Genomic DNA, 23086 nt, shown 5'->3' with positions numbered 1-23086 from the left:
TCAACTGCCCTGAAGTGCATGGACGCAGAGGGAGCTCGCGCCCTGCATGACGAGAGATACGCCGGAGCACTTACAACAATAAGATCTAAAGCGAGAAGGGTTATTCCAATGATAAGAACGCCTTGTCTTCCTGTTAAAACGTCCGTGCTCCTGACGGCCGTACTGATAACGCCAATGGCCTGCGCTGATTTTCTGGGTGATGCCAAAGGTGAGTTAGATCTGAAAAACTTTTACTTCAGCCGGGATTTTCGCGATGGCGACCCGCCGCAGTCCAGGCGCGCGGAGTGGGCGCAGGGTTTTCAGCTGAACTTGAAGTCAGGCTACACCCAAGGTCCCGTGGGTTTTGGTGTGGATGCCGTGGGCATGCTCGGTGTCAAGCTTGACTCAAGCCCGGCGGTCGCGGGTTCCGGTATCTTGACGCGTGGAGAGCATGGGGCCGGTGATAGCTATTCCAAGTTGCTGGTCACGGCAAAAGCCAAGTTTAGCGAGACCGAGCTTCTCGTGGGTGGATTAAGCCCGCTGTTACCGCTGCTCGTTTCCAATAATACGCGCCTGTTTGACCAGTATTTCAATGGTGCGCAGATTACGTCCAAGGACCTGGATAATTTCACCTTTCACTTTGGCAAAGTGGACCGGACCAAACTGCGAGACTCCGCCAGTTCCGATGCGCTTACCACTACCCCACCAGCAGGGGGCTCCTCCAGTGCGGCTACCAGCGATGGTTACACTTACGGCGGGGTTGACTATAAGCCATTGCCCAACTTGGTACTGAGTGCACACGCCAGTGAGCTGCAGGACTTCTACACTCGGCAATACTTGGGGCTGATCTACAGCATGCCGGTGGGGTCGGGCAAAGCCTTCACCGAGCTTCGCTACTTTCGAGCCAAGCAGACCGGGCAGGAAAAAGTCGGCAAGGTCGACAACCGTGTCGTCAGTACTAATTTCGGCTACAAGTGGGGCGGGCATACCGTCAGTGGTGGCTACCAGAAAGTCTCTGGCGACACGGCGTATGTCTACGTGGGTGGGACCGGTACGTATTTGTTCGGCGAACAAATGACCAGTACCTTTTCTGCGCAGAATGAGCGCGTGTGGCACGCCCGGTATGACTATGACTTTGCCGCGCTGGGTGTTCCTGGCCTGAAATTCAATGTTCGCTATGTGAAGGGCGATGAGGTGGACCCGGAGCATTTGTCCAACGGCAAGGGCGGATTGCTCCGTGCCAGCGGGAAAGAAGGGCGTGAGTGGGAGCGCAGCACGGATATCAGCTACGTCATTCAGAGTGGTCCGTTGAAAGATTTCGGCATTCGCTGGCGCAACAGTATCAACCGCTCCACATACGCCGAAGGCGCCAATGAGAATCGTGTGATTCTCATGTACAGGATTACCTTTTAGGCCATTTGCAGATGGCGCATAGGCGTCTGCGGCGTTGCCGTCATCGGGGGCTTGCGCCGCCGATGGCGAAGGCGACTGCGACCACCGCGTTGGGGTGATGCCTATCAGGTTTGCGAGTCGATATTGCCAGCAGTAACTTCCCCCGCTTCGATGTCAATCCAAATAGCGGCGAGCCAGAGGGCCAGGCCAGCATGAAGCGGATTGCGCGCAATACGGTCCACATGATGCAAGTAAGACCGTCAAGAATCAGGCTGACAGTGCTTCACCGCCTATCCAGTAACCTCGCGAACACGAAAGTTGCCACGACAGCCAGTACGACGGCCGTCGTGATAGACAGCAAAGCGCCCCATTGCAAAATCGACACTTTGACGGTCAGGTAGAAGCCCACGACGCCAACAGCACCAATAGCGTTGCCTCGGACTATTGAGCCGAGCTCGTGGTGCCCGCCCTGGACGTGGGCGAATACTGCAAGCGGCCAGGCGATCACCGGTATCGGCGCCAGCAAGCCACTGGCCAGAGGCCCGAGCCACTCTGCGCTTGCGGTAATTGCCAAGAGCAGCAGTGTGGCCGTCAACATTCGCATCGGGATGATCCAACGGGGTACCGGAACATAGTGCGCTGCGCTTGTCGGTGCTTGTTTCGACGTGACGGCAATGATCACGGCGACCAAGAGCAGCGTCGCAATGATGGACAGTGCCAGCCACCCCAGACGGCTCATCACGAACGCCGTTGAAGCGTAAAACACCAAGGCTGCAAGGCATCCAATAAACGCGGAAACCCGTCGGGTTATCAGGAAATAAAATAAGTAGGTCGCCTGGATCGCAGCCAACCCGGCCAATGCTCCAGGTACTGCCATTGACGCGAATACCTCTCCCTGCTCCAGGCTGAGAAATAGCATTACCAGCGCCGAAGTGAGGGGCAGCCCAGATAGAAGCCCTCCGATTTGAGTGCCCCAACGCTTTGCGGCCAACGAGATGAACAGCATCAGCGCAGGTGTGATGAACAACTTGAGGTAGAAGGCAGTCATGAGGGGGACGTCAGGCTCATAAAGTATGCAGGCGCGTGCTCTCAGGCTCTCTTTGCCTGGCGAAACCTCATGCTAGTTGAATTGTGCATCTGGCTGCCAGTGGCGTTGACCGCGGTAGTTGCTGACGCCATAGAGCGGTATGCCGATGAGGGAGGCCTTGTGATCGGCAGCTCCTGGCCGAGCCCCGGTCGCGGGAATTTGAAATGCGTGGCATTGCCCGATAGAGTCGCGTCCCAATCCGGTCATGGGTGCCGGATGTTCGTGGTGAAAAGGGGCTGCGGTTGAACGAACAGACATTGTCCATGCGCCTGGAGCGGGTGGCGGCGCATGTGCCGGCAGGGGCGCGCTTGGCCGATATCGGATCGGATCACGGCTACCTGCCGGTAGCATTGATGCGCCGTGGCATCATCGAGGCGGCGGTGGCTGGCGAGGTGGCATTGACCCCGTTCTGCTCGGTCGAACGTACCGTGCGCGAGAATGGCCTGGAACAGCGGATTGCCGTGCGCCTGGCCAACGGTCTGGCGGCTATCGAGCTGGAGGACGGGATCACGGCGATCAGCATTTGCGGCATGGGCGGCGAGACGATCCGCGACATCCTCGACAGTGGCAAGGCACGCCTGAGCGGCCAGGAGCGCCTGGTTCTGCAGCCCAACGGCGGCGGGCAACCACTTCGCCAATGGCTGATGGAAAATGGCTACCGCATCCTCTGCGAGGAGGTGCTGCGGGAAAACCGCTTCGACTACGAAATCATCGTCGCCGAGCGCAGCGGGCCGGTGATGTACAGCGCCGAGGAGCTGTACTTCGGCCCGTTGCAGATGCAGGCACGCAGCCCGGCGTTCCTGCTCAAGTGGCAGCGCATGCTGCGCCAGAAGCAGAAAACCCTGGCCAACTTCGCCAAGGCGCGTCAGGCGGTGCCCGAAGAGAAGGTGCAGGAGGTTATCCGGCAGGTGCGGTGGATCACTGAGTTGTTGGTTGAGTCGCCCTCAAATGCGTAGAAACGGCTGAATGACCGTTATCCAAGCGTGCCGGGGAGGTGCCCCCACAGGTGGCTGCAAGGCCTCAATCCCTATGACCGATTGCTGTAACTGTGAGAGCGGGCTTGTCAGCGAGTAGGCTGCACTCCGTGCCGGTGGGGGATGTTCGTGGTCAGAGCTTCTCCAGCTTTTTCACGACCTCGTCGGTCGTGAATATACCGTTGGCGATATAGCGGAAGTCGACCAGTGCGCTGCCGTATCCATCTCCATCAGGAAGTTTCGGGCCGGCGATAGCGTCGCGCACGACGACCACCTCGAAACCGCGTTCCAAGAACTCACGAAGATGCGATTGCACGCACAGATTGGAGGCCATTCCCGCAAGGATGATCTTGTTAATCCGTTGCTTGTTCAATTGCAGCATCACATCGTTGCTCTGGGGGCCATACAACTTGTGCGGCGAGGCGATGATGGTCTTGCCATCCTCGATGAAGGGCTTGAACTCCGGCATGAAGTCGGCGCCCGAGTTGCGGAATCCATCCAGGGTCAGGGCACCTTTGCGATCGAAGAGGCCGAGCTTGTGCTGGACGGTCTCCGCCGGCCCCTCGTATGTCCAGTTGTGGTCGTGGGGGTAGTAGTAGTGTGGCGAGATGGCTACGGTCATCCCGGCCTTTTTGACGGCTGCGAAAAGCCGGCTCAGGTTCGGGACCAGGTGCTGCTCGGTAACGCTCTCACCAAAGATCGGCCAGCCTGCTCCTTCCGGGCTCATGAAGTCGATTTGCGGATCGATCACGACCAAGGCGGTCCGGCTCAGGTCCCACTCAAAGGTCGACACCGGGAGCGCCGGCTTGACTGGGTCGGCATAGGGGGGGGCGGCGGCGAAGCCGGTACTGGGTGCCAGCAGGATGGCGCCCAGCAAGGCTGCGCAGGTGACCATGCGCCTGGAATGAAGTGCATAAAAGGTCATCATCTGCAGTTTCCTGTAGTGGAGTGGGGTATCCACAGTACGGTGGGTAGAGGGCACGAAAAGGACGTTTATCCTTGGAATCCGGCCGAAATCCGGGTGAGGCGGGCGTGCTTCGTTGACTGCCTGGACGGCGGGTGCTTCTAATGGGCGCCCAGCTAGGCGATGGGGGCGAGCCATGCCACGTCACGTGTGTTTCCTGGTCTACTCGGACTTCGTTCTGCTGGACTTGAGCGGTCCGCTCGAAGCTTTCAGCAATGCCAATCGAGCGCATCCCTTGGGATATCGTTTCACGGTTGCATCCCTTGGCGGCGGCCGGGTCCACGCCTCGGGTGGGCTGGAGGTCACGACCGAGGCATTGCACAACGTCGACCGCGTCGACACGCTCATCATAGTCGGCGCGCCCGCTGTTCCCAGCGGTGACTGGATGATGCCGATGGCGGCTGCCATCCGGCACATGTCCTTGCGCGCTCGTCGAACCGCCAGTGTTTGCACTGGCGCTTTCGTACTGGCCGAGAGTGGACTGCTCGACGGTCGGGTGGCTACCACGCACTGGAACTATGCCCCGCAGTTGCAAGCACGTTACCCCTTGTTGCATGTGGATGGGGATCGGATCTGGACCGAGGATGGAAATGTCTGGACGTCCGCTGGCATGTCGGCCGGCATCGACATGGCCCTGGCCATGATCGAGCAGGACCTGGGCAGAGAGGCGGCGGGCTTCGCGGCACGCATGCTGGTGGTCTACTATCGGCGCCCGGGTGGGCAGTATCAATTCTCTTCGCTTCTAGATCTCGACCCCGGCTCTGACCGCATCCGCACGGTGTTGAGCTATGCACGCCGCCACTTGCGTGACGATCTGTCCATCCAACGCCTGGCGGACATTGCACACATGAGCGTGCGCCAGTTCAGTCGAGTGTTTGCGGCATCCGTGGGGGTGACGCCGGCTAAAGCCATCGAGCGCCTTCGCATCGAAGCCGCTCGGCCGCTGGTCGAAGATGGCAACCAGACCTTCGAGGAAATCGCCAGGGGCTTCGGCTTCGGCGACGCCGATCACATGCTGCGCAGCTTCATGCGCGTCATTGGGCGGACGCCACAGGAGCTGCGCCGGAGCGCCCGTCAGGCCAGGGGATCATGCCTTGCTCGTACTGGCGCAAATCGTCCTGCTTGAGCTGCGATCGGCTGCGTGCCGTTCTGGGCGATCATCTCTGCGGGGAAGTGCCGTGGGGAATGGGATCTTCAGATTTTCCTTATTTCCTGTAGTCCATTTCCCAATCATACTTTTACCGCCTTTGAGCCATTGCAGTGGTCCAGTTGGGGTTCTAGCCTCGGAGCACCTGGTCTGTGCGCTGACCGTCGCTGAGTAGGCGGTGTTGCTCTATCCCAAACCTGGCGGACAGGTGCTGGCCTTGGCGGTGATACACGAGATAGAAGCGGCGCATTACCTGAGTGCGATGGCCAAGGCGCTGATCGATGATGTGGAGATGTGGTTGCGTCAAGACGGGGGCAGCCACGACGGGGGGGGCAGGCCTGCTCAAGATAGCCTTGAGGCTTGAAAGCACCGTTGTTTCAACGGGAATGAAAAGCCAGACCCAGGACCACTGCCAGTCAGTCAAGGCCATGGGCTGCGAAGCAGCCCCAATTTCCGCGCCGATTCAACGTCATTCGAGTTGAGGCCAGTGATCCTGCAGCTCATACCACGTAGCCTTGGATTCAACCTGAACATGTTTTTGCTTCTGTGATGTGAAGGGGGTGTCCAACGTGCCTAGCGCTATTGAGATCCAGTCGGAGTACTTACCCTGGCTTCTCGACCAAAATAGCGATGAACCGCAGTGGGCACAGAATTGGCGAAGCACCCATTCGGATGATGGGTAGGACTTGATATGTTCTGCACCGGTCAGGAGGCGAAGATCGCGACGCAGAACACTACCGTAGCTGGCGAATGCCGCCCCATGGCTTTTTCGGCATTGACTGCAGTGGCAATGACTCAGTGCCTTTGGCGGGGCAAGCAGTTCATAGCTGACCGCTGCGCAAAGGCAGCTTCCCTTAAAGTGCTCAGTCATCCTGCTCGACCGCCCTGAAAAAGAGAACAGCTTAAACACCGCTGACTCAGCCGTCGAACATCGGGTTTGGTCGATCGCGTTCCACCATGAATGACCACTTTCGGCCCAGTCTGTGTCGAAAGTCGATAATCATCTCTTGATTCGGATTTGGGCTTGCGTCCGACTTCGACATCCCACGCAGGTTGGACGCAACCCAAACCCAGCAAGCGGTCAATAATCCCAGAAGGCCGCTATCCAGCGGAAGGCATCACCGTCGACAGCCACCCGGCCAACGGAGGGGAAGGGCAGGTGAGTGGCCACCAGCAGTTCACCGCTCGCCGCCGCCTCTTGCAGAAGGCGGACCCGAACACGAACCGACTCCTCCGGGTCATGTTCAAAACCGTTGTGCCAGTCGGGGTGGTCGAAGGCGACCGGGAACAGGGCGTCGCCTGCGAATGTCAGGCGTTCACCGCCGGAGGTTACGTAAACCACACAGTGCCCTGGGGTGTGGCCGCCGGTGAGTTTGGCGACCACTCCCGGTGCCACTTCATACTCGTCCTCGAACGTGCGCAGCTTGCTGCGGTACTCGTTCATGAACTGCTCGGCGGTTGACCGCAGGACGTCCGGCACTGGCGACGGCATGGAGGTGAGGGTGAAGTCGGGCGAGGCCCAAAACTCGACTTCGGTTTTCGCAACGTGGATCCGCACGTCCGGGCGCAGTCGGTTCTTCACCTCGTCGACGAGCAGTCCGCCAATATGGTCCATGTGCATGTGGGTAATCACCACATCGGTTACGGAGGCCAGATCGATACCGGCAGCCTCCAGCCGCTTGGGGAACTGCCCGGCCCGCGGGAAGCCGGGGAACTGCCCCCCCAGCCCGGCGTCGACGAGTACGGTCTGCTCGCCGCTACGCACCACAAGGACGTTCAGCGCCCAATCGAACGCGTCCGGCCCCAGGAACATGTCCTTGAACCAGGCCGCGCGGGCCGCGGGGTCGGCATTGGTGGACATCGTCGCAGTGGGCAGCGGCAGCACCCCATCGCTGACCACCAGCACATCGATCTCGCCAACCCGCAGCGCATAGCGCGAGGGAACCAACTCCTCGAACTCCCGCTGAGCGGTCTGTTGCTGATCGGGTCCATCCTTTTGAGTGGGGGTGTTCAGTTGCGTTGTCATGGTCGTACTCCTGTTGCTTAGGGCAAGTCTCAGGCGAAAGCCGGTAGCAGTGGCCAATAACCGGGGAGCGGGCTACTTCAAGTTCGGCGGGACGATGTATGAACTCCGAAATGCCGGGGGCTATATTCGTTACAGCGAATCTTTCGCTGTGAGTCCATGGTATGAATGGCCTCTTCCTGGCGCACTTCTACATGGGGTCTGTAGCGCTATACGTCGGTGGCAGGAGGGGATACGAAGGTGTCTGTTTGGCACCCCTGACAGGGCCTGACTTGAAAACCGCTCTTTAACGGCGCGTGTTGCAATGGGTGCACTGAGTTGGTGCGCAATGTATGCATTACAGCCCTACAGGCTGAGGCCACTAGAAAGGCGGCTCTTCGAAACTGCCCGTATTGACGTGATCGTTAGCATGCGTATGAGTTGGCGTGTTACTTGCTGTCAATTTGCCATCTGAAGGTCGCAGGTGGGGATATTGATGTCGCTTTCAAGTCATGCCATGCAGTTGTCTTCTAGCGAGAAGCGCTGGTTACCCTGGTTCGGGAAAACGGGGAAAATCGCGATGGGCTGGTCGTGCCGGCTCAACCAGTCGATTTACCCGGTAATCGAACAAACATTCGAAGCCATTGCTCAGACCCGCGTGCATTTATTGCAAAGCTGGACCCGCGAGTACTGGGAGCACTTGGCCGAGCTGGCGGAAAGCCTCGCCGGTGATTTCGCTCATCTCGACAGCACTGTGTTAATGGACAAGCTCATCCAGGCAGAAGACTTTTCAGAGTTGTTTGTCGTTGATACTGCCGGCACTGTGATCGTCTCGACTTGGCCTCAACGCGGTAATAAACGGCTCGAGTACACGGCTGCATTGATGGAGGGATTGAAGGCGCCGTTTCTCCATGGCCCCTATAGCGACCCACTGACCCTGCAAATTGGCCCCTCGTCGTCTCGCTTTCACGATGAAGTGACGTTGATGTTCTACCAGCCCCTGAAGGAAGATGGAAAAGTCCTGGGCTGCCTCTGCGGTCGTGTACCGAACGATGTATTGGGCGATCTCATCCAGCGCGAGGCCGGGCACATTTTTGCCGAGTCGGGCGATAACTATCTGTTCATGGTGCAATCGCGCTTTGATCCGTCGATCCAACCGGGAACTGCCTTGTCACGTTCGCGTTTCGAGGACGGCACGTTCACCCATGGGGAAAATCTCAAAAGTGGGGTGCATACGCCGTGGGCAACTGTGCGCATACAACGGCACACCGAACTGGAGCTGCGCTTTACTGATCCTGCGACTCAGCAACTCCACCCGGGAGTTCGAGAAACTATTCGCTGTGGCGCCAACTTGTTCGTGACCTATCCCGGTTACTCGGACTATCGGCATATTCCGGTGGTCGGCAAGGGCATCACCTTTCAATTGCCGGGCTCTCCTGACCGTTGGGGCATGATGTGCGAAGCTGACCTGGAAGAGGTCTACCGCCGGCGTTCTCTCAGTTATGGGCTGATGAAACCTTACATCGTGACCATGGCGGGATTGTTTGGCTGCAACTTCCTGGTTCAACATTACGGTGGCCTGACCCAGGGTATGAGCGATGCCGTCGAGGTCCTGAGCATGATCTGCGCCACGGTCCTGTTCAGCGTGCTGGGGCCCAAGCGTCTTGCCACCAGGTTGAACGGGATGACCAATGTGATCCGGACCATCGCCGAGGGTGAAGGCAATCTTCGTCAGCGTCTGGACACCAGGACCATGGCCAACGATGAGACCGGTGATATGGGGCGCTGGATAAACAGCTTCATCGATCGTCTGGATTCGGTTGTCGGGCAAGTGGTGAAGGCCACCCGTAACGTCGGCACGACCAATCAAATGATGCTGGGGCGCAGTCAGGAAGCCAGTCTCAATTCCACTGAGGTTGCCGAAGCGGTGCATCACATGATGATTATCGTCGAAGACCAATTGGGCGAGATCCAGCAAGCATCTGCCAGTGCCGAGCAAATGAAGCAGGCGATGGATGAAGTCGTCACCCGTGCCCATGAGCAGTTCCTCGCCGTGCAAGAAGGGACGCAGTCTATTCGGGATGTGGTGGAACGCTCATCTTCGAGCGTGCAGTTGCTCGACAGCAGGATGACCCAGATCGGCAACATCACCGGGCTGATCAGCGACATCACCAATCAGACGAACCTGCTGGCGCTCAATGCGGCCATCGAGGCCGCGCGTGCTGGCGAGCATGGGCGAGGATTCGCGGTGGTGGCCGATGAGGTACGCAGCCTCGCCGCGCGAACATCGCGCGCTGCCGACGACATTCGGCAGATGGTCGAAGGCTTGCAGAGCGAAACCCAAAAAGCGGTCAGTTTCATGGAGGAGGGTGTCAAGGACGTCGATAACAGCCTGCGCCTGGCCGAAGATGCGTCCTCGGAAAACGTGCAGTTGCATCAAGCAGTGGAAAGTATGTTTGCGATCATTCAGCAGCTCAACAAGAGCAGCCTGGACTACGGCAAGACGATCAAGAAGGTCGATCAATCCTCCACAGAGATGCGCCAGACGGTTGTGGTGCTGCAAAACAGCGCAGAAACCGTGAAGGTCAATGCCAACAAGCTGCAAAAATTAGTGGGCCAGTTTGAGGTAAGCAGCAACATCGAGCGTGTGGCGACGGCTTGAAGGTGTAGGGCTGTCGTAGCCAGCTGCGGACTTTCGAGTCGACAGCCCTTTTCGATATCAATCCTGGCGACTCAGATTCACGACCGTGACCTTTCGGGCGCCCAGCTGCGTCAGTCGCTCATCGAGCGATTTGAGCAGATTGATCGTCCCCTTATCGTAATTGGCCAGCATCTCGTAGGCGTCGTTCCTGCTTTGTCTAATCGCGTTGAATGTATCCATCACACCGCCAGAACCTTTGTCCTCCATCGCCTCGTCAGCTATGCCCTGAAGCACGGTAATACTTCGCGATTGATATTCCACATCAGCGGCGAGCTTTTGAATGTTATAGGGGCTGACGGCCTTTCCCTCATCAGCATTAACCGTGCTGGTCGGGCCGATGGGGATGTAGTCGAGATCGATGAGCGTATCGGCCATGTCCTTGCCGAAATATCGTGCGAGCTTGAAGTGTTGCGCGATCATCCGCTGGTGCCAGCGGCGTTGGAAGGCCATGTAGTCTAGCCAGGCGCCTTTGGAGAACGCTTTCCAACCGGTGTCCTGTGTTGCCGAGATCAGCTTGTCCAGAGCGTTGTAGCCGTCATCGAGAATGACGATGGACTCCTGCACCGTGGCGTGCGCCGCATCAAGAAAACGGCTCGCATCGTCCCGCGCCTCTTGGCGCGATTGCTGGTAGTTCGTGCCCAGCAGGGTAAGCATCGAGGTCAGAACAGCGGTGACTACAGCCGTCAGGAATGAATTATCGGCCATCGGGAACCTCCATTTTCGGTCGGGCGTTTTACGCTTCGAAGGGGAAAACAGCCGGGTAACGTAGATGTGGTGCAACTGATGCGGCGCTGCAAAGGCTCCGGTCAAGTGGTCGTCGATGCGGTACTCAACCAGGCTGTTCCACATTGTGTAGCCGGCTTGGTGGAAGGCATAGGGGCTTCCTCTTCCGGCATTCGAACTCGCCGAGCGTCAGCTCGCCGGAAACTTCGCGGTCGATGCCCTTGCTGGTCACCTCGCCGGAGGTGTTGTAATCGGCATGCTGAAGTACCTTTGTTTGATGTTATTTGACAGCTGTCGGGAGAGTAAACATGGATGTACAGATCATGCCTGCAAGTCCGGAGGACCTTCCTGATATAGCGACGGTGACGGTGCGGGCCTGGCAGGCAACATTCTCTGGCCTATTACCGGATGCATTTCTGGCCGACCTGAATGTCGAAGAGCAACTGCAACGCCACCAGAAGCTCTACTCAAGCCCAAGCGTGATCTATTACGTGGCCAAGGCAGCGGGGGAGGTAGTGGGCTTCGCGTCTGGCGGACCGAATCGCAGCACAGCGTTTGATGCGGCCAATGAGTTGTACGCCTTGTATCTGTTGCCGCATTGGCAGCAACGGGGCGTGGGATGGCAGTTGTTCAGGGCAGTGGCGATGCAGCTTCAGGCTCCGGGGCGGCAAGGGTTGCTGGCTCTGGTACTGTCGAATAATCCGCACCGTTACTTCTATAGTCGGTGTGGGGGCCTGAAACAGCTAGCCGAGCCAATCGAGTTGGGTGGCCTGTCATGGCCGCTTGAGGGCTACCGTTGGTCTCAGGCGCCAGCGGTAGATACGCGAGTGTTCAACCCAGACCACTACTTGGAGACGGTCGGCGGGCGGGTCTTTACCCAGCAGCGCAATGGCGATGCCTGGAGGCTGGCGATGCAGGCCTTGCAGCACGCGCTGTCCCGGTCGGGGCCAGATAGGCGTTTGATGCTGGTGATCGGTGTACAGGGTTCAGGTAAGAGCACGTGGATCGACCAGCATCGGGCAAGTGCAGACGCCACATACCTCTATTTCGATGCGGCGCTGCCCCGTCGTGAACATCGTGCGCCCATTCTGCAATTAGCCGCTCGATACGGGGTTTCGGTCACGTCTGTATGGGTGAGGGTCTCGGTGGAGGAGGCGCTGGCGCGTAATGCGTTGCGTCGGGAGGATCATCGGGTACCACAAGCAAGTATCGAGGCCGTCAATGCTGCATTCGAGCCGCCGACGGTGGCAGAAGGGTTCGATGAGGTGCTTGAAGCATGACTCAGCGATCAATCTATTTGGCCCGAACCTTACTCCCCGCCGCCGGGATAATCGAAAGCCCGATCGTGTGCCCCGAGGCTTGGCATGACAACACGTGCAAGTGCGGATGAGGCCCCGATACCGCGTCCACCGCCATTCTGAGTATTACTGGTGCACTCCGGGCTAACACTGACAACGTTGCATCCTGTGGGGCTATTGATCGTCGTTGGACGGCGGTGTACGCCAACACTGGTGCTATCAACACTTCGGATGCGCGTGAGAAGACTCAAGTCATCGCCTTGACCGAAAATGAGATCAAAGCTGCCAAGCTGTTGTCCCGGGAGATCGGCACCTACAAGTGGCTCGCTATGGTTGCTCAGAAGGGCGATGGCGCGCGTTTGCACATCGGTATGACGGTCCAGCGGGCTATAGCGATCATGGAGTCTTGTGATCTGAACCCATTTGATTATGGCTTCATCTGCTACGACCAATGGGCAGATGAATATGAGGACCGAGAAGCCACCTACGAAACTGTGTACGACGACGATGGCAACGCGGAGAAAATTGAATTGATGTCCTACGAAAGGGTTAAGGTAAGTGACGCTGGTGATCGCTACTCTTTTCGTCACGATGAACTGCTGTTGTTCATTGCCGCGGGTGTAGAAGCACGTCTTGCCGCATTGGAAGAAGCTGCCCTGTAACGGGCAGTACGGTGCCGCTGGCAGAACACGGCTCGCGCAGGTGTCAGTTGTTCTGCACGTTGTATCCAGCTTTCCAATGACACTGGAGCGGGCGAGGATTGAGTACTCTTCTGGCCGACAGCTATCAGCGCCGAACGGCCGCAATGGTGCCGAGGGCGCAGACAATAACAGCCCAGTGCAATCCAGGCCTCACACGTCCAACACTAAACGCGCACTGCGGCACCCCGATACACACGGAGCAATCCATTCGCCGCTGCGACGCTGAGCGTCGCTGAGGTACTCGTCGCGGTGTTCAGGTTCGCCTTCGATGACCCGGCTGACGCATGCGCCGCAAATGCCCATGCCGCACGAGACCGGCAGTTCCACACCGACCCGCGACGCGGCTTGCACAAGGCTTTCCCCGGTGCGCACATCGACTTCGAGACCGCTGCGTTGCAAGACCAGCGAATAGGCGTGCTCGGATGCCGGAGCGCAGGTCGGGGCCTGAAAGTGCTCGCGGTGCAGCGCCGTGGCGGGCCAGCCGCTTGCCAGGGCCAGTTGTTCCACGCACTCCATGAAGCCGGCGGGGCCACAGCAATACAAGCTCGCCTGGCCGTCCCAGGTGGGCAACTGTTCGGTCAGGCGCGCGGCGATCTGGTGGGCACGCAGGCCGCCGTACAGGTCGATGCCATTGTCCAGGCGTTGGATAAAAGGTGCCTGGCGGGCGTCGCGGGTGAAATACAGCAAGCGCACTGGGCGCCCCTGGGCTTGGCATTGCCGGTACATGGGCAGCAGTGGCGTGATGCCGATGCCAGCCGCCACCAGGATCACCGGCCCTGCGCCAGGTTGCAGGGCAAAGAGGTTGCGTGGTGCGCCCACTTCCACCCGGGCGCCCAGCCGCAGATGCTCGTGCAGCCATTGCGAGCCGCCGCGGGAGGCTTTTTCACGCTTGATACCCAGGTACACATGACCTTCCTCGGGCAGGCTGATTACCGAGTATTGGCGCACCGCGCCGTTGCCCAGGCGCAGGTCCACATGGGCTCCGGGAGCCCAGTCGAAGGGCAGGGGCGCTGTGTTCAGCGGGGCCAGCTCTATGCCCAGCACGTCTTCGGCTTCAAGGCGCAAGGCCCGTACTTGCAGAGGTGTCCAGTTCATGCGCGCACTCCTGCGGCCTGTTGCAGGCGCAGCACGGCCTCTCGCGCCTGGCTGCCCAGTTCGGCGAGATCCACGCCGGGCAGCGTATCGTTTTCCACGCTTAGGCGACCGCCTACCACCAATGCCCGCAGCGTTGGGCGACCACCCCCTACCACCGGCGCGATGCCCAGGTCATGCAGGCCGAAGTAGCGGGGTTGGTCGAGGCGGTAGATCGCCAGGTCCGCCGCCATGCCTACCTGGAGCGTGCCGATGGCGTCCAGGCCTAGCACTTGCGCGCCACCGGCGGAGCCCCAGCGCACCACGTCTTCCACGCTGGCGGCATGGGCGCCACCTTCCAGGTCGCCGCCGGCATGGCGGGGCAAGGCCCGCTCGCCGGCCTTGGCTCGCTGCAGCAACCAGGCTGCGTGGGCTTCGCTGATCATGTCGCAAGCTTCGTTGGAGGCGGCCCCATCCACGCCGATCGAGATTGGCATGCCTGCCGCTTCCATGGCGACGATGTCCGCGATGCCGCTGCCAAGCCGGCCATTGCTTTGCGGGCAGTGGGCGATGCCGGTGCCGGTAGCCCCCAACAGTTGGATTTCCTCGGCGCTGAGCTTCACCAGGTGCGCGAACCACACGTCCGGGCCGAGCCATTCCTGCTCCGCACAGAACGCCACGGGCGAGAGGCCATAGCGGGTGTGGACTTCGTTCTGGTACTCCACGGTTTCGCTCAAATGACTGTGCAGGCGGATGCCCAGGCGGCGCGCAGCTCGGGCTGCTTCTCGCAGGTGCTCGGGTGGCATGGAATAGGGCGGGCTGGTGGGCGCCATCACCACTCGGCGCCAGGCATCGGCGGCGGGGTCATGGTAGCCCTGTACCAGGCGCTGCACGTCGTCCAGATACTGCTCGAGGGTTTCCGGCCCGGCTGCCGCGGGACCTTCCGCCTGGCGTACCTGGGTTGCGCCGCCCCGGCACAGGACGAAGCGCAGCCCCAGGCGCTCGGCCTCTTCGAAGAGGATCTGCGCGCTGTCGAAGGCCATGCCTGGCAAATACAGATAATGGTGGTCGGCCACGGTACTGCAGCCAGAGCGGGCCAGTTCCACCAGGCCGATCCGTGCGGCCAGGCGAAAGCTGTGTTCGTCGAACAACCCGCGATAGCGATAGGGCACAGCGCTCAACCACGCGCCGAGGCTCTGGTCGATGCCGGTGGGGATGCCCTTGAGCAAGGACTGGAACAGGTGATGGTGGGTATTCACCCACCCCGGATACACCACGCAATCGGTGGCATCCAGCACTTGTTCGCCCGGCAGCGCCCTCAAGGCGCCGAGTGCGGCGATGCGCCCCTGGGTAATGCGGATATCGGGCCCGGCATGACGGGCAGCAGCGCCGCGCAGGCCGGTGAGGATGGCGCTGGCGTTGCGGATCAGCCAGCTGTCGGAGTGGTTCATGTTCGTCTCCATACGCCGTGCGGCGGTTTGTATGGGATCAGCCCAGTTCGCTTTCGTGCCAGTGGCGCAGGCTCAAGCGAGCCAGCACTGCCATCAGGCTGAATAGCGCTACGCCAGTCAGGGCGATCAGCACCAGGGCGGCGAACAGGCGGGGAATATTGAGCTGAAAGCCCGCCTGCAGGATCTGGTACGCCAGGCCCGCGCCCGTACCGCCGGTACCCGCGACGAACTCGGCCACCACCGCGCCGATCAATGCCAACCCGCTGGCGATGCGCAGCCCGGCGAAAAAGCACGGCAAGGCGCTGGGGATGCGCAGGCGCAGCAGCACTTGCCAGCGGCTGGCGCGGTTCAGGCGAAACAGGTTGAGCAGGCCAGGGTTGACGCTGCGCAGGCCCAGGACGGTATTGGCGATGATCGGGAAGATCGCCACCAACGTCGCGCAGATCACCAGTGCCAAGGTGGTGTCGCTGCACCAGATGATGATCAGCGGCGCGATGGCCACCACCGGGGTGACCTGCAGCAGGATCGCGTAGGGAAACAGGCTAGCTTCCACTACACGGCTCTGCACGAACACGAACGCAGCCAAGGTACCGATGACCACCGCGAGGGTGAACGACAGGAAGGTGATCTTCAGGGTCATCCATAGCGCACCCAACAGCATCGGACCATCAGCGACCAGGGTGCGGCCGATATCGGCCGGTGACGGTACCAGGTACACCGGGACTTTCCAGGCGATGCATGCCAGTTGCCATACGCCGAGCAGCACGGCGCCAACCAGCAGCGGTGAAGCGATGCGCAGCACGGATGGATGACGTAGCCAGGGAGTAGAGGGTCGGCTCATGATGATGTTCTCAAGAAGGGTCGCTATTGGCCTGGGCCAGCAGTCGGGACAGTTGTGCGCATTGTTCGATGAAGGCTGGCGAGGTTCGGTACGCCTCGTCGCGCTCTAGCGGACCGTCGATGGCCACGTCGGCGATCACCCGTCCGGGGCGCGCGCCCATCACCACCACTCGCGAAGACAGGTACACCGCCTCGAAGATGCTGTGGGTCACGAACACCACTGTCAGGTCGCGCTGGGCCCAGAGCTGGCGCAGGTCGCTGTCGAGCTTGTTGCGGGTGAACTCATCCAGGGCGCCGAAGGGTTCGTCCATCAGCAACAGGTTGGGTTCGGTGGCCAATGCCCGGGCGATGGAGGCACGCATCTGCATGCCGCCGGACAGCTCCCGCGGGTAAACGTCGCCGAACTTGCCCAGCCCGACCAGCTCCAGGGCGGCCTGCACTTTGGGTTGGCTCTGGGCCTTGGCCACGCCGGCCAGGTCCAGGGGCAAGCGCACGTTGTCATGCACATTGGCCCACGGCATCAAGGTGGCTTCCTGGAACACCATGGCCAGGCTGCGGCCCGGTGTGCCAGGGCGCAGGTCAGTGCCAGGAGCGTCCTTGCCCCACCAACGCACATGGCCGGCGGAGGGTTGTTCGAGCCCGGCGAACATTTTCAGCAAGGTGCTCTTGCCGCAGCCCGAAGGGCCAAGCAGCGAGACGAACTCGCCGCGCTGGATCGCCAATTTCACGCGGTTCAAGGCATGGGTGCCATTGCTGTAGGTTTTTTCCACCTGATTGGCGAACAGAGGAGTGTCCACGCCGACAGCGTTGACGTTCGGCAGGGCCTGCGGTTGGGCACCGGCCTTGGATAGGGTCTGCATCAACATATCGCTCTCCCCGTGGGTCATGAGCGGTTGTGAATGCCCCGGCGTACCGGGGCGCTGAACAGGGGGTCAGTGGCTGAGGAACACTTCGCTTTCGCCATGGGCTTCGAGCAGGCCCAGCAGTTGCCGGCGGATGACCAGCCCTGGCTTGTCCGATGGCATGTGCAGCTCGACCCGTCGGCGGGTGTCGACACAGGCGTCAGGGTCGGTAGCCTCCAGGATGTCGCGGTCCTCTGCGGTGATCGCCGCGTCCCAGTCGATCAACTCCTGGGTCGAGCATTGTGCTTCGCTGTCGTTGCGGTACAGCCACTGCACCAGCATCAGCCGACTGTCGTCGATGGGCGTGGCGCAGTTGTAGATGATGTGATGGATGCCGCTGTCCGGGTACATGCAGCCAAAGCGTCGGGAGAACGGCAGGTAGTAGCGGTTGACCAGGTGACGCTGGGTGATCGGCTCGGTGGTGCCGGTGATGCGGAAGCTCTCTTCGGGGTTGCGGATCGGCACGCGGGTTTCGGCTTCGAAGCCGTAGTCGGTTTCACGGAACTCGTAGCTGGCCGGTTGCGGCTGGTCGAACAGGCCGAAATTGGCCTTGTGCACGAAGGAGAAGTGCGAGTTGTCGAAGGAGTTCTCCATGACCCGCAGCGGGCTGGTTTTCCACTCTTCGTAGAACTGGAAGATGCGCCGGTAACCGGGGGCGCCGTCCTCCGGGAATTCAGGGATCGGTTGCAGCGGATCGTCCAGGGCGACCCAGGCATAGCCGTACTTTTCCTGGCAGTGGTAGGCCTTCACCGCTGCGCCAGGTGGAATGGCGCCCGTGGGATTCTGCGGGATCTTCACGCAGGCACCGGTGCAGTCGTATTCCCAGCCGTGGTAGCCGCAGGCGATGTTGCCGTCTTCGCTGACAAAGCCTTTGGACAGTTTCGCGGTGCGGTGACAGCAGCGATCACGCATCGCTACCGGGGTGCCATCGGGGCGTTTCCACAGCACCAGGGCTTCACCCAGTAGGGTGAACGGCTTGGGGCCATCGTCCAGGGCGGTCATGGGCAGCAGGGCGTACCAGAAGCGGCGCAGTACAGGTTGTTTGGTGACCAACATAATCAGGGTTCCTCACAGCTCTTGGCTTTTTTATGGGGTTCAGCGGCTGGCGGCTTGCTCGGCGGTGGGCAGCACGTTCAGGCCTTGTACGAAGCGGGTGGTGAAGGCCTTCTGCCAGGGCGCGGAGGCGCCGAGCAGCCCGGCCTCGACCATGAAATCGCGGGTGGCTTGCCAGCGGCTGTCGTTCATCGTGCCGATACCGTGGGTCGCAGCCTCACCGCCAGTCACCAGGCGATACTGCTTGAGGGTCGAAACGCCCCAGGCCAGCAGCTCATCGCTCATGTTGGGGTTGTCGCGCTTGATCAGCGCGTTGCCGGCGGCAGGGTTGTCCAGATAGCGCTTCCAGCCCTCCATGGAGGCGCGCACGAAACCTTCGACCCGCTCTGGGTGCTGCTCGATGATGTCCTGGCGAGTGACCACGGTGGACCCGTAGGGTGGATAGCCGGCATCGGCGAACAGGAAGAAGTTGGGGGCCTCACCGGCCTTCATGGCCTGGAACAGTTCCGAGCTGGCGTAGGCCTGCTGGGCGGTGTCCGGGTCGGCGAGAAACGGCTGCAGGTTGAAGGTGTAAGGCCGCGCCTGGTTGTCCGCCAACTGGTATTTGCCCTTGAGCCATGGCCACCAGGTTTGTTGGCCCGAGGTGGACACCAACACATGCTTGCCGCTCAGGCCATCCAGGCCGCTGACGTCCGCGTGGGTCATCAACCCCTGCGGGTCCCCCTGAAAGGCGGCGGCCACCGCGACCACCGGCAGGCCTTGCTCCACGCTTTTGAGGATCTGCAAGTCGTAGTTGACGATGAAGTCGGCTTGCTTGCTGACCAGCAACTGCATGCCATTGACCTGCGGGCCGCCCATGCGGATGGTCACGTCCAGGCCCTCCTGTTCGTACAAGCCATCGGCCAGGGCCTGGTAGAAGCCGCCTTGTTCGGCCTGGGCATACCAGGAGGTGAGCAGCACCACCTTGTCCTTGGCCACAGCCAGCGGAGCCATCGTCAGGACGGTGGGGAGCAATGCGGCCACCAGCAGCGAGCGACCCAATGCAAAGCGAGTTTTCATGATGTGTTCTCCACCTCGATTCGAAAACCGCCGCGCGCCACATGGGCGCACCAGCGAGGGAGCCGGTCGGAGAGAACGTGGGAAGAGAAAGAGCGCACGGGGCGCAAGGGCGTGAATTCACGGTTGGCTCTTCTCTCTTGCCCGTGGCTGTCAAAGCCGCGTTCAAACATCCGCTCGGATGTACGCCCCCCAGAGGGCGCAAGAGCAATGCCCCATGCCATTTCTGGCACTGACCGCTTCTACTCGCCGGGATACAAAGCCAGAAGCATGCCAATTCCAGAAAGCGGCTGAATGCGGGCTGCTGCGGTGCGCAAGCGTCTGACCGAAGCGGTGAAGTGAATCGAGAAGGTGCAAGGCGTGGGTACGGAGCGCTAATAGAGTGCGCAATGCTCGCCTAACGGGTGTTCATTAACAGATTGAATTGCTCACAATCCAATGGGTGCTTGTATCCGATCAGTTGGCACGAGCCCTGCTAGTGCTGACTCGAGTAGAAGCGGTCAGTGCCAGAAATGGCATGGGACATTGCTCTGGCGGCATAGCGCCGCACACCCGGCAAGGGTGGCGCCTCGGCACGAGCTGGGGCCAGGGGAGAGGTCGTCCGCTGCTGCGCATCCCTTGCCGGTGAATCTCAATGATCATGACCCAAGGGATGCAGATGAAACCGAACCCTCTTTCCTGGCTGTGCCGCAGTGTCCTGCCACTTTGCGCCATGGCCAGCGCAAGCGCTCAGGCGGGCCCGCTGTTGTGGAGCGATAACAGCCTCAGCTACCTCTATGGGCACAACTATAAAGTCGAAGGCACCGGCAACGACATTCAGCAAACCGTGACCTTCGAGCACGTCAGTGGCTGGACCTGGGGCGATGTCTTCCTGTTCGTCGACAACAAGTGGTCCAACGGCCTGTCCGGTAACGACGGCCATACCTATTACGGTGAGTTTTCCCCGCGGTTATCGCTGGGCAAGATCAGCGGTCGGGACCTGAGCTACGGCATCGTCAAGGATGTGTTGATCGCCGCCACCTATGAGCGTGGCGAGGGGCGCAACCGCAAGTACCTGCTTGGGCCCGCCGTAGACCTGGAGCTGCCCGGTTTCGACCGTTTCTCGTTGAATACCTACTACCGCAAGCCCGATGGCATCACCGGCAAGGCGTCAGGGCAGTGGCAGATCAACCCGACCTGGGCGGTGACGATTCCGGTCGGGCGCTCGGACATTTTGTTCGATGGCTACCTGGAGTGGTACGTCAACGATGTGGGCACCAAGGGCACCTCGAACTACGTGGCCAAGAGCTTTCACTTCAACCCGCAGATCAAGTACGACGTGGGCAAGGCCATTGGGCAAGCGCCAGCGCGTTTCTACGCCGGGATCGAGTGGGACTATTGGTCCGACAAATACGGGATCGAAGACAGCCATGGGTTTCCTACCGACCAGAACGCCGTGAGCGCATTGCTCAAGGTGCATTTCTAGGCGGCTCCGTATACTGCATGGCGTGATCGTACCGAGGCAGGTTGCCCTGCGTGCTGTATCCGACCGTCCTATGACACCGGATACAGCACACTGCGGATGATTACCTCAGAAGCGCATATCCACCGCCACCTCAAAACTCCGTGGTGCCCCCATGTAGTACTGCTCCCCATACGCTTGCTTGGCATACACCTCATCGGTCAGGTTACGCACCCGCGCGGTGATCGCGGTGTGTTCGTCCAGGCGGTAGCGGGCGAAGGCGCCATACAGAGTGTAGGCGGGGGCCTTGAGGGTGTTGGCGTTGTCGGCGTACACCGAGTCGACGTAGCGGGCATCCACGCCGGCGGCCCAGGCTGGGGTGAAGTCGTAGGCCAGCCAGAGGTTGGCGACGCTGTCGGGCACGTTGATCGGGGTGTTGCCTTTGCGCGAGACCGAGATGCCGCCCACCGATTCGTTGAATTCATCGTACTGGGCGTCGACATAGGCGTAGTTGGCTTCGGCCAGCAGCTTGGGTGTGATCTGCAGCTTGCCGGCCAGTTCGACGCCGCGTGAGGTCTGTTTGCCGGCCTGGACGGTGAGGTTGGGGTTGCTGGAGTCGCGCACTGCAAAATCACGCCGCACGATCTGGTACACGGCCACGGTGGCCGAGCCGCGCCCGTCGAGGAAGTCGAACTTGCTGCCGGCTTCCCATTGTTCACCCTTGGACAGGTCGAACAAGCCGACGTTGGAGTAGGTGGCCGAGGCCAGCGAGCCGGCCGGCAGGTCGGCGGCGGTGCTGTATTGCAGGTAGAGGTTGGCCGACGGGGTCAGTTCGTAGACCACGCCGATGCGGCCGCTGAGTGGCTCCCAGCGGCGCTCGAAGAAGGCCGGGCTGGTGGGTGTCACGGCGCCGTAGTTGGTCACTTCCATGTCCAGGTGGTCGTAGCGCAGGCCGGTGAGCAGGGACAGGCGCTCGGTCAAGGCGAGGCGGTTTTCCAGGAATACCGCCTGGGTGGTGATCTCGTGCCGGCGCTGCTTGGTCAGGCCGGCATTGACGCCAGGGATGTCGTCGAAGCTGCCGGGGTCGAAGTGGTCTGGGTCGACCACGTCGCTCCAACTGGCGGAGGTTGGGTGCAAGGTCTGGCGCATGCGCGAGTAATCCAGGCCCAGCGACCATTGGCTGGCCAGGCCGAACAGCTGGTTGTCGTGGCGCAGTTCCAGGCGGTCGCCCAGCACGTTCTGGTCATGGCGCTGCAGGTAGGGGCCCGAGCGCACGACGTTGCCGGCGCTGTTGTAGCTGTAGGATTCCAGGTTGCGGTAGTCGCGTTGGGCGTTGTAGTGGTAGATCGTGTTCTGCAGGCTGGTGCTGTCGCTGAGTCGGTAGTCGAGGATCGAGCGCAGCCAGCGTACCCTCTGCTCATAGCGGCCGTCGCCGACGTTGTAGTTCTCGAAGCGGCGGCTCTTGTCGATCTTCATCGTGCCGCCGCCGCTCCTGCGCACCGGGGAGCCCCAGTAGGGGCTGTCTTCGCGGTCTTCCAGATACTCGACGGCCAGGGTATGGCTCAGGTCCGGGGTCAGGTCGCTGAGCAGGGAGAAGGCGAAGCTGTTGGTCTCGCGCTTGTTGCGATCGATGTAGCCGTTGCTGTTGCCACGGCTGAAGTCCAGGCGCATGAAGTGATGTGCGTCGGCCGGGTCGCCTAGGGCCTGGTTGATGCCGAAGGCCACTTCCGACTCGTTGAAGCTGCCGTAGCGCACACGGCCGTCGATGACCTGGCTGTCACGGCTGGCCAGCTTGGTGATGTAGTTGATCGAGCCGCCGACGGCACCGGCGCCATGCAGGAAGGAGGAGGGGCCGCCGATCAGTTCGACGCGGTCGATGACCCAGGCGTCCACCGGCCGAGTGGCGCTGCTGTAGCCCAGGTTGATGCCGTTGTAGAGCTGGGTGACCTGGTTCTGGGTGAAGCCCCGGTAGGCCACGAAGCCGCCGTAGCCGGGGTTGGCCGAGGCGTTGACGCCGGTCATGGCGTTGATCACGTCTTGGGTGTCCTTGGCGCCACGCTGCTCGATGATACTGCGGTCCGAGACGCTGACCGAGGCGGGTGTTTCCCGCGCGGTCAGCCCCAGGCGCGAGCCGGTCTTTATCGGCTCGTCGAGTTGCAGGCCGGAGGGCTTGTCTCGTTCGCCGTCGATGGTCAGGGCGTTCAGTTCCAGGGGCGCGTGATCGGCCCAGGCAAGGTTGCAGGTGCCCAGCAGGAGCACCAGTGAGGTGTTGCGAATCATTGTTTATTTCCACGCAAAAAGGTC

Annotated in this window: 20 protein-coding genes and 1 pseudogene; 9 read left to right on the top strand and 12 right to left on the bottom strand. The window is 60.8% G+C overall.

From position 1 onward, the window contains the following. Positions 1–174 precede the first annotated feature (174 nt). Both ACYU03_RS16365 and ACYU03_RS16360 read left to right on the top strand, forming a co-directional pair. Positions 175–1392, top strand: a complete 1218-nt coding sequence (locus ACYU03_RS16365) for an OprD family porin (protein ID WP_461885696.1) — start codon at positions 175–177, stop codon at positions 1390–1392. Between the two features lie 110 nt (positions 1393–1502). After that, positions 1503–1655, top strand: a pseudogene (locus ACYU03_RS16360) (CocE/NonD family hydrolase C-terminal non-catalytic domain-containing protein); the annotation flags it as partial. Here the strand turns inward: ACYU03_RS16360 and ACYU03_RS16355 are convergent. Further along, a complete protein-coding gene (locus ACYU03_RS16355; protein ID WP_461885695.1) occupies positions 1655–2419 on the bottom strand; it encodes a hypothetical protein in 765 nt (254 codons plus the stop codon). The pseudogene ACYU03_RS16360 and the gene ACYU03_RS16355 sit on opposite strands and share 1 nt — an antisense overlap. A 281-nt stretch (positions 2420–2700) precedes the next feature. Here ACYU03_RS16355 and ACYU03_RS16350 point away from each other — a divergent pair, with 281 nt between their 5' ends. Next, positions 2701–3414, top strand: a complete 714-nt coding sequence (locus ACYU03_RS16350) for a tRNA (adenine(22)-N(1))-methyltransferase (protein WP_461885694.1) — start codon at positions 2701–2703, stop codon at positions 3412–3414. Positions 3415–3565: 151 nt separating this feature from the next. Here ACYU03_RS16350 and ACYU03_RS16345 read toward each other — a convergent pair whose 3' ends face one another. Beyond that, complete coding sequence (locus tag ACYU03_RS16345; protein ID WP_461891483.1) at positions 3566–4357, bottom strand: cysteine hydrolase family protein; 792 nt, start codon at positions 4355–4357, stop codon at positions 3566–3568. Between the two features lie 175 nt (positions 4358–4532). On the opposite strand from ACYU03_RS16345, the gene ACYU03_RS16340 reads away from it, so the two are divergent. Further along, positions 4533–5522, top strand: coding sequence for a GlxA family transcriptional regulator (locus ACYU03_RS16340; RefSeq protein ID WP_461885693.1), 990 nt, complete (start codon positions 4533–4535; stop codon positions 5520–5522). Positions 5523–5721: 199 nt separating this feature from the next. After that, positions 5722–5907: a DUF3077 domain-containing protein gene (locus ACYU03_RS16335; protein WP_461885692.1), complete on the top strand. Its 186-nt coding sequence runs from the start codon at positions 5722–5724 to the stop codon at positions 5905–5907. Positions 5908–6012: 105 nt separating this feature from the next. Here ACYU03_RS16335 and ACYU03_RS16330 read toward each other — a convergent pair whose 3' ends face one another. Both ACYU03_RS16330 and ACYU03_RS16325 read right to left on the bottom strand, forming a co-directional pair. Then, positions 6013–6414: a GFA family protein gene (locus ACYU03_RS16330; RefSeq protein ID WP_461885691.1), complete on the bottom strand. Its 402-nt coding sequence runs from the start codon at positions 6412–6414 to the stop codon at positions 6013–6015. A 210-nt stretch (positions 6415–6624) separates the two neighbouring features. Beyond that, a complete protein-coding gene (locus tag ACYU03_RS16325) occupies positions 6625–7569 on the bottom strand; it encodes an MBL fold metallo-hydrolase (RefSeq protein ID WP_461885690.1) in 945 nt (314 codons plus the stop codon). Positions 7570–8041: 472 nt separating this feature from the next. Between ACYU03_RS16325 and ACYU03_RS16320 the strand changes: the two genes are divergently transcribed. Beyond that, complete coding sequence (locus tag ACYU03_RS16320) at positions 8042–10207, top strand: methyl-accepting chemotaxis protein (protein WP_461885689.1); 2166 nt, start codon at positions 8042–8044, stop codon at positions 10205–10207. Positions 10208–10264: 57 nt separating this feature from the next. On the opposite strand, the gene ACYU03_RS16315 is transcribed toward ACYU03_RS16320, so the two are convergent. Further along, entirely contained in the window at positions 10265–11095 is an 831-nt protein-coding gene (locus ACYU03_RS16315; RefSeq protein WP_461885688.1) for a hypothetical protein, read from the bottom strand. 182 nt (positions 11096–11277) lie between these two features. On the opposite strand from ACYU03_RS16315, the gene ACYU03_RS16310 reads away from it, so the two are divergent. Then, the gene (locus tag ACYU03_RS16310; RefSeq protein ID WP_461885687.1) at positions 11278–12249 is read left to right on the top strand and encodes a GNAT family N-acetyltransferase; all 972 of its coding nucleotides are present in this window, start codon (positions 11278–11280) and stop codon (positions 12247–12249) included. 215 nt (positions 12250–12464) lie between these two features. Then, complete coding sequence (locus ACYU03_RS16305) at positions 12465–12929, top strand: tail fiber domain-containing protein (RefSeq protein ID WP_461885686.1); 465 nt, start codon at positions 12465–12467, stop codon at positions 12927–12929. A 189-nt stretch (positions 12930–13118) separates the two neighbouring features. On the opposite strand, the gene ACYU03_RS16300 is transcribed toward ACYU03_RS16305, so the two are convergent. The 6 genes from ACYU03_RS16300 to ACYU03_RS16275 form a co-directional block, all read right to left on the bottom strand. Continuing rightward, positions 13119–14063, bottom strand: a complete 945-nt coding sequence (locus ACYU03_RS16300; protein ID WP_461885685.1) for a PDR/VanB family oxidoreductase — start codon at positions 14061–14063, stop codon at positions 13119–13121. Continuing rightward, positions 14060–15490, bottom strand: coding sequence for an amidohydrolase family protein (locus ACYU03_RS16295; RefSeq protein WP_461885684.1), 1431 nt, complete (start codon positions 15488–15490; stop codon positions 14060–14062). Before ACYU03_RS16295 ends, ACYU03_RS16300 begins: the two co-directional genes overlap by 4 nt. A 37-nt stretch (positions 15491–15527) precedes the next feature. Beyond that, the gene (locus ACYU03_RS16290; protein WP_461891482.1) at positions 15528–16256 is read right to left on the bottom strand and encodes an ABC transporter permease; all 729 of its coding nucleotides are present in this window, start codon (positions 16254–16256) and stop codon (positions 15528–15530) included. A gap of 85 nt (positions 16257–16341) precedes the next feature. Beyond that, on the bottom strand, positions 16342–17196 hold the full coding sequence (locus ACYU03_RS16285; protein ID WP_461885683.1) for an ABC transporter ATP-binding protein: 855 nt from the start codon (positions 17194–17196) through the stop codon (positions 16342–16344). A gap of 66 nt (positions 17197–17262) precedes the next feature. Further along, entirely contained in the window at positions 17263–18288 is a 1026-nt protein-coding gene (locus ACYU03_RS16280) for an aromatic ring-hydroxylating dioxygenase subunit alpha (protein WP_461885682.1), read from the bottom strand. A 39-nt stretch (positions 18289–18327) separates the two neighbouring features. Beyond that, entirely contained in the window at positions 18328–19344 is a 1017-nt protein-coding gene (locus ACYU03_RS16275) for an ABC transporter substrate-binding protein (protein ID WP_461885681.1), read from the bottom strand. A gap of 655 nt (positions 19345–19999) precedes the next feature. Here ACYU03_RS16275 and ACYU03_RS16270 point away from each other — a divergent pair. Next, a complete protein-coding gene (locus tag ACYU03_RS16270; protein WP_461891481.1) occupies positions 20000–20806 on the top strand; it encodes an outer membrane protein OmpK in 807 nt (268 codons plus the stop codon). 105 nt (positions 20807–20911) lie between these two features. Here ACYU03_RS16270 and ACYU03_RS16265 read toward each other — a convergent pair whose 3' ends face one another. Then, entirely contained in the window at positions 20912–23062 is a 2151-nt protein-coding gene (locus tag ACYU03_RS16265; protein ID WP_461885680.1) for a TonB-dependent receptor, read from the bottom strand. Positions 23063–23086: the final 24 nt, after the last annotated feature.

It is taken from the genome of Pseudomonas sp. X10 (genome assembly GCF_054889225.1).
This window is presented reverse-complemented; position numbering and strand designations above follow the sequence as displayed.

Excerpts from the sequence above, each read along its gene's own strand:
- ACYU03_RS16325 (WP_461885690.1), bottom strand. The coding sequence starts at position 7,569 with ATGACAACGCAACTGAACACCCCCACTCAAAAGGATGGACCCGATCAG.
- ACYU03_RS16315 (WP_461885688.1), bottom strand. The coding sequence starts at position 11,095 with ATGTGGAACAGCCTGGTTGAGTACCGCATCGACGACCACTTGACCGGA.
- ACYU03_RS16295 (WP_461885684.1), bottom strand. The coding sequence starts at position 15,490 with ATGAACCACTCCGACAGCTGGCTGATCCGCAACGCCAGCGCCATCCTC.
- ACYU03_RS16285 (WP_461885683.1), bottom strand. The coding sequence starts at position 17,196 with ATGTTGATGCAGACCCTATCCAAGGCCGGTGCCCAACCGCAGGCCCTG.
- ACYU03_RS16275 (WP_461885681.1), bottom strand. The coding sequence starts at position 19,344 with ATGAAAACTCGCTTTGCATTGGGTCGCTCGCTGCTGGTGGCCGCATTG.
- ACYU03_RS16320 (WP_461885689.1), top strand. The coding sequence starts at position 8,042 with ATGTCGCTTTCAAGTCATGCCATGCAGTTGTCTTCTAGCGAGAAGCGC.
- ACYU03_RS16310 (WP_461885687.1), top strand. The coding sequence starts at position 11,278 with ATGGATGTACAGATCATGCCTGCAAGTCCGGAGGACCTTCCTGATATA.
- ACYU03_RS16265 (WP_461885680.1), bottom strand. The coding sequence starts at position 23,062 with ATGATTCGCAACACCTCACTGGTGCTCCTGCTGGGCACCTGCAACCTT.
- ACYU03_RS16355 (WP_461885695.1), bottom strand. The coding sequence starts at position 2,419 with ATGACTGCCTTCTACCTCAAGTTGTTCATCACACCTGCGCTGATGCTG.
- ACYU03_RS16340 (WP_461885693.1), top strand. The coding sequence starts at position 4,533 with ATGCCACGTCACGTGTGTTTCCTGGTCTACTCGGACTTCGTTCTGCTG.
- ACYU03_RS16300 (WP_461885685.1), bottom strand. The coding sequence starts at position 14,063 with ATGAACTGGACACCTCTGCAAGTACGGGCCTTGCGCCTTGAAGCCGAA.
- ACYU03_RS16345 (WP_461891483.1), bottom strand. The coding sequence starts at position 4,357 with ATGACCTTTTATGCACTTCATTCCAGGCGCATGGTCACCTGCGCAGCC.
- ACYU03_RS16365 (WP_461885696.1), top strand. The coding sequence starts at position 175 with ATGGCCTGCGCTGATTTTCTGGGTGATGCCAAAGGTGAGTTAGATCTG.
- ACYU03_RS16270 (WP_461891481.1), top strand. The coding sequence starts at position 20,000 with ATGAAACCGAACCCTCTTTCCTGGCTGTGCCGCAGTGTCCTGCCACTT.
- ACYU03_RS16330 (WP_461885691.1), bottom strand. The coding sequence starts at position 6,414 with ATGACTGAGCACTTTAAGGGAAGCTGCCTTTGCGCAGCGGTCAGCTAT.
- ACYU03_RS16280 (WP_461885682.1), bottom strand. The coding sequence starts at position 18,288 with ATGTTGGTCACCAAACAACCTGTACTGCGCCGCTTCTGGTACGCCCTG.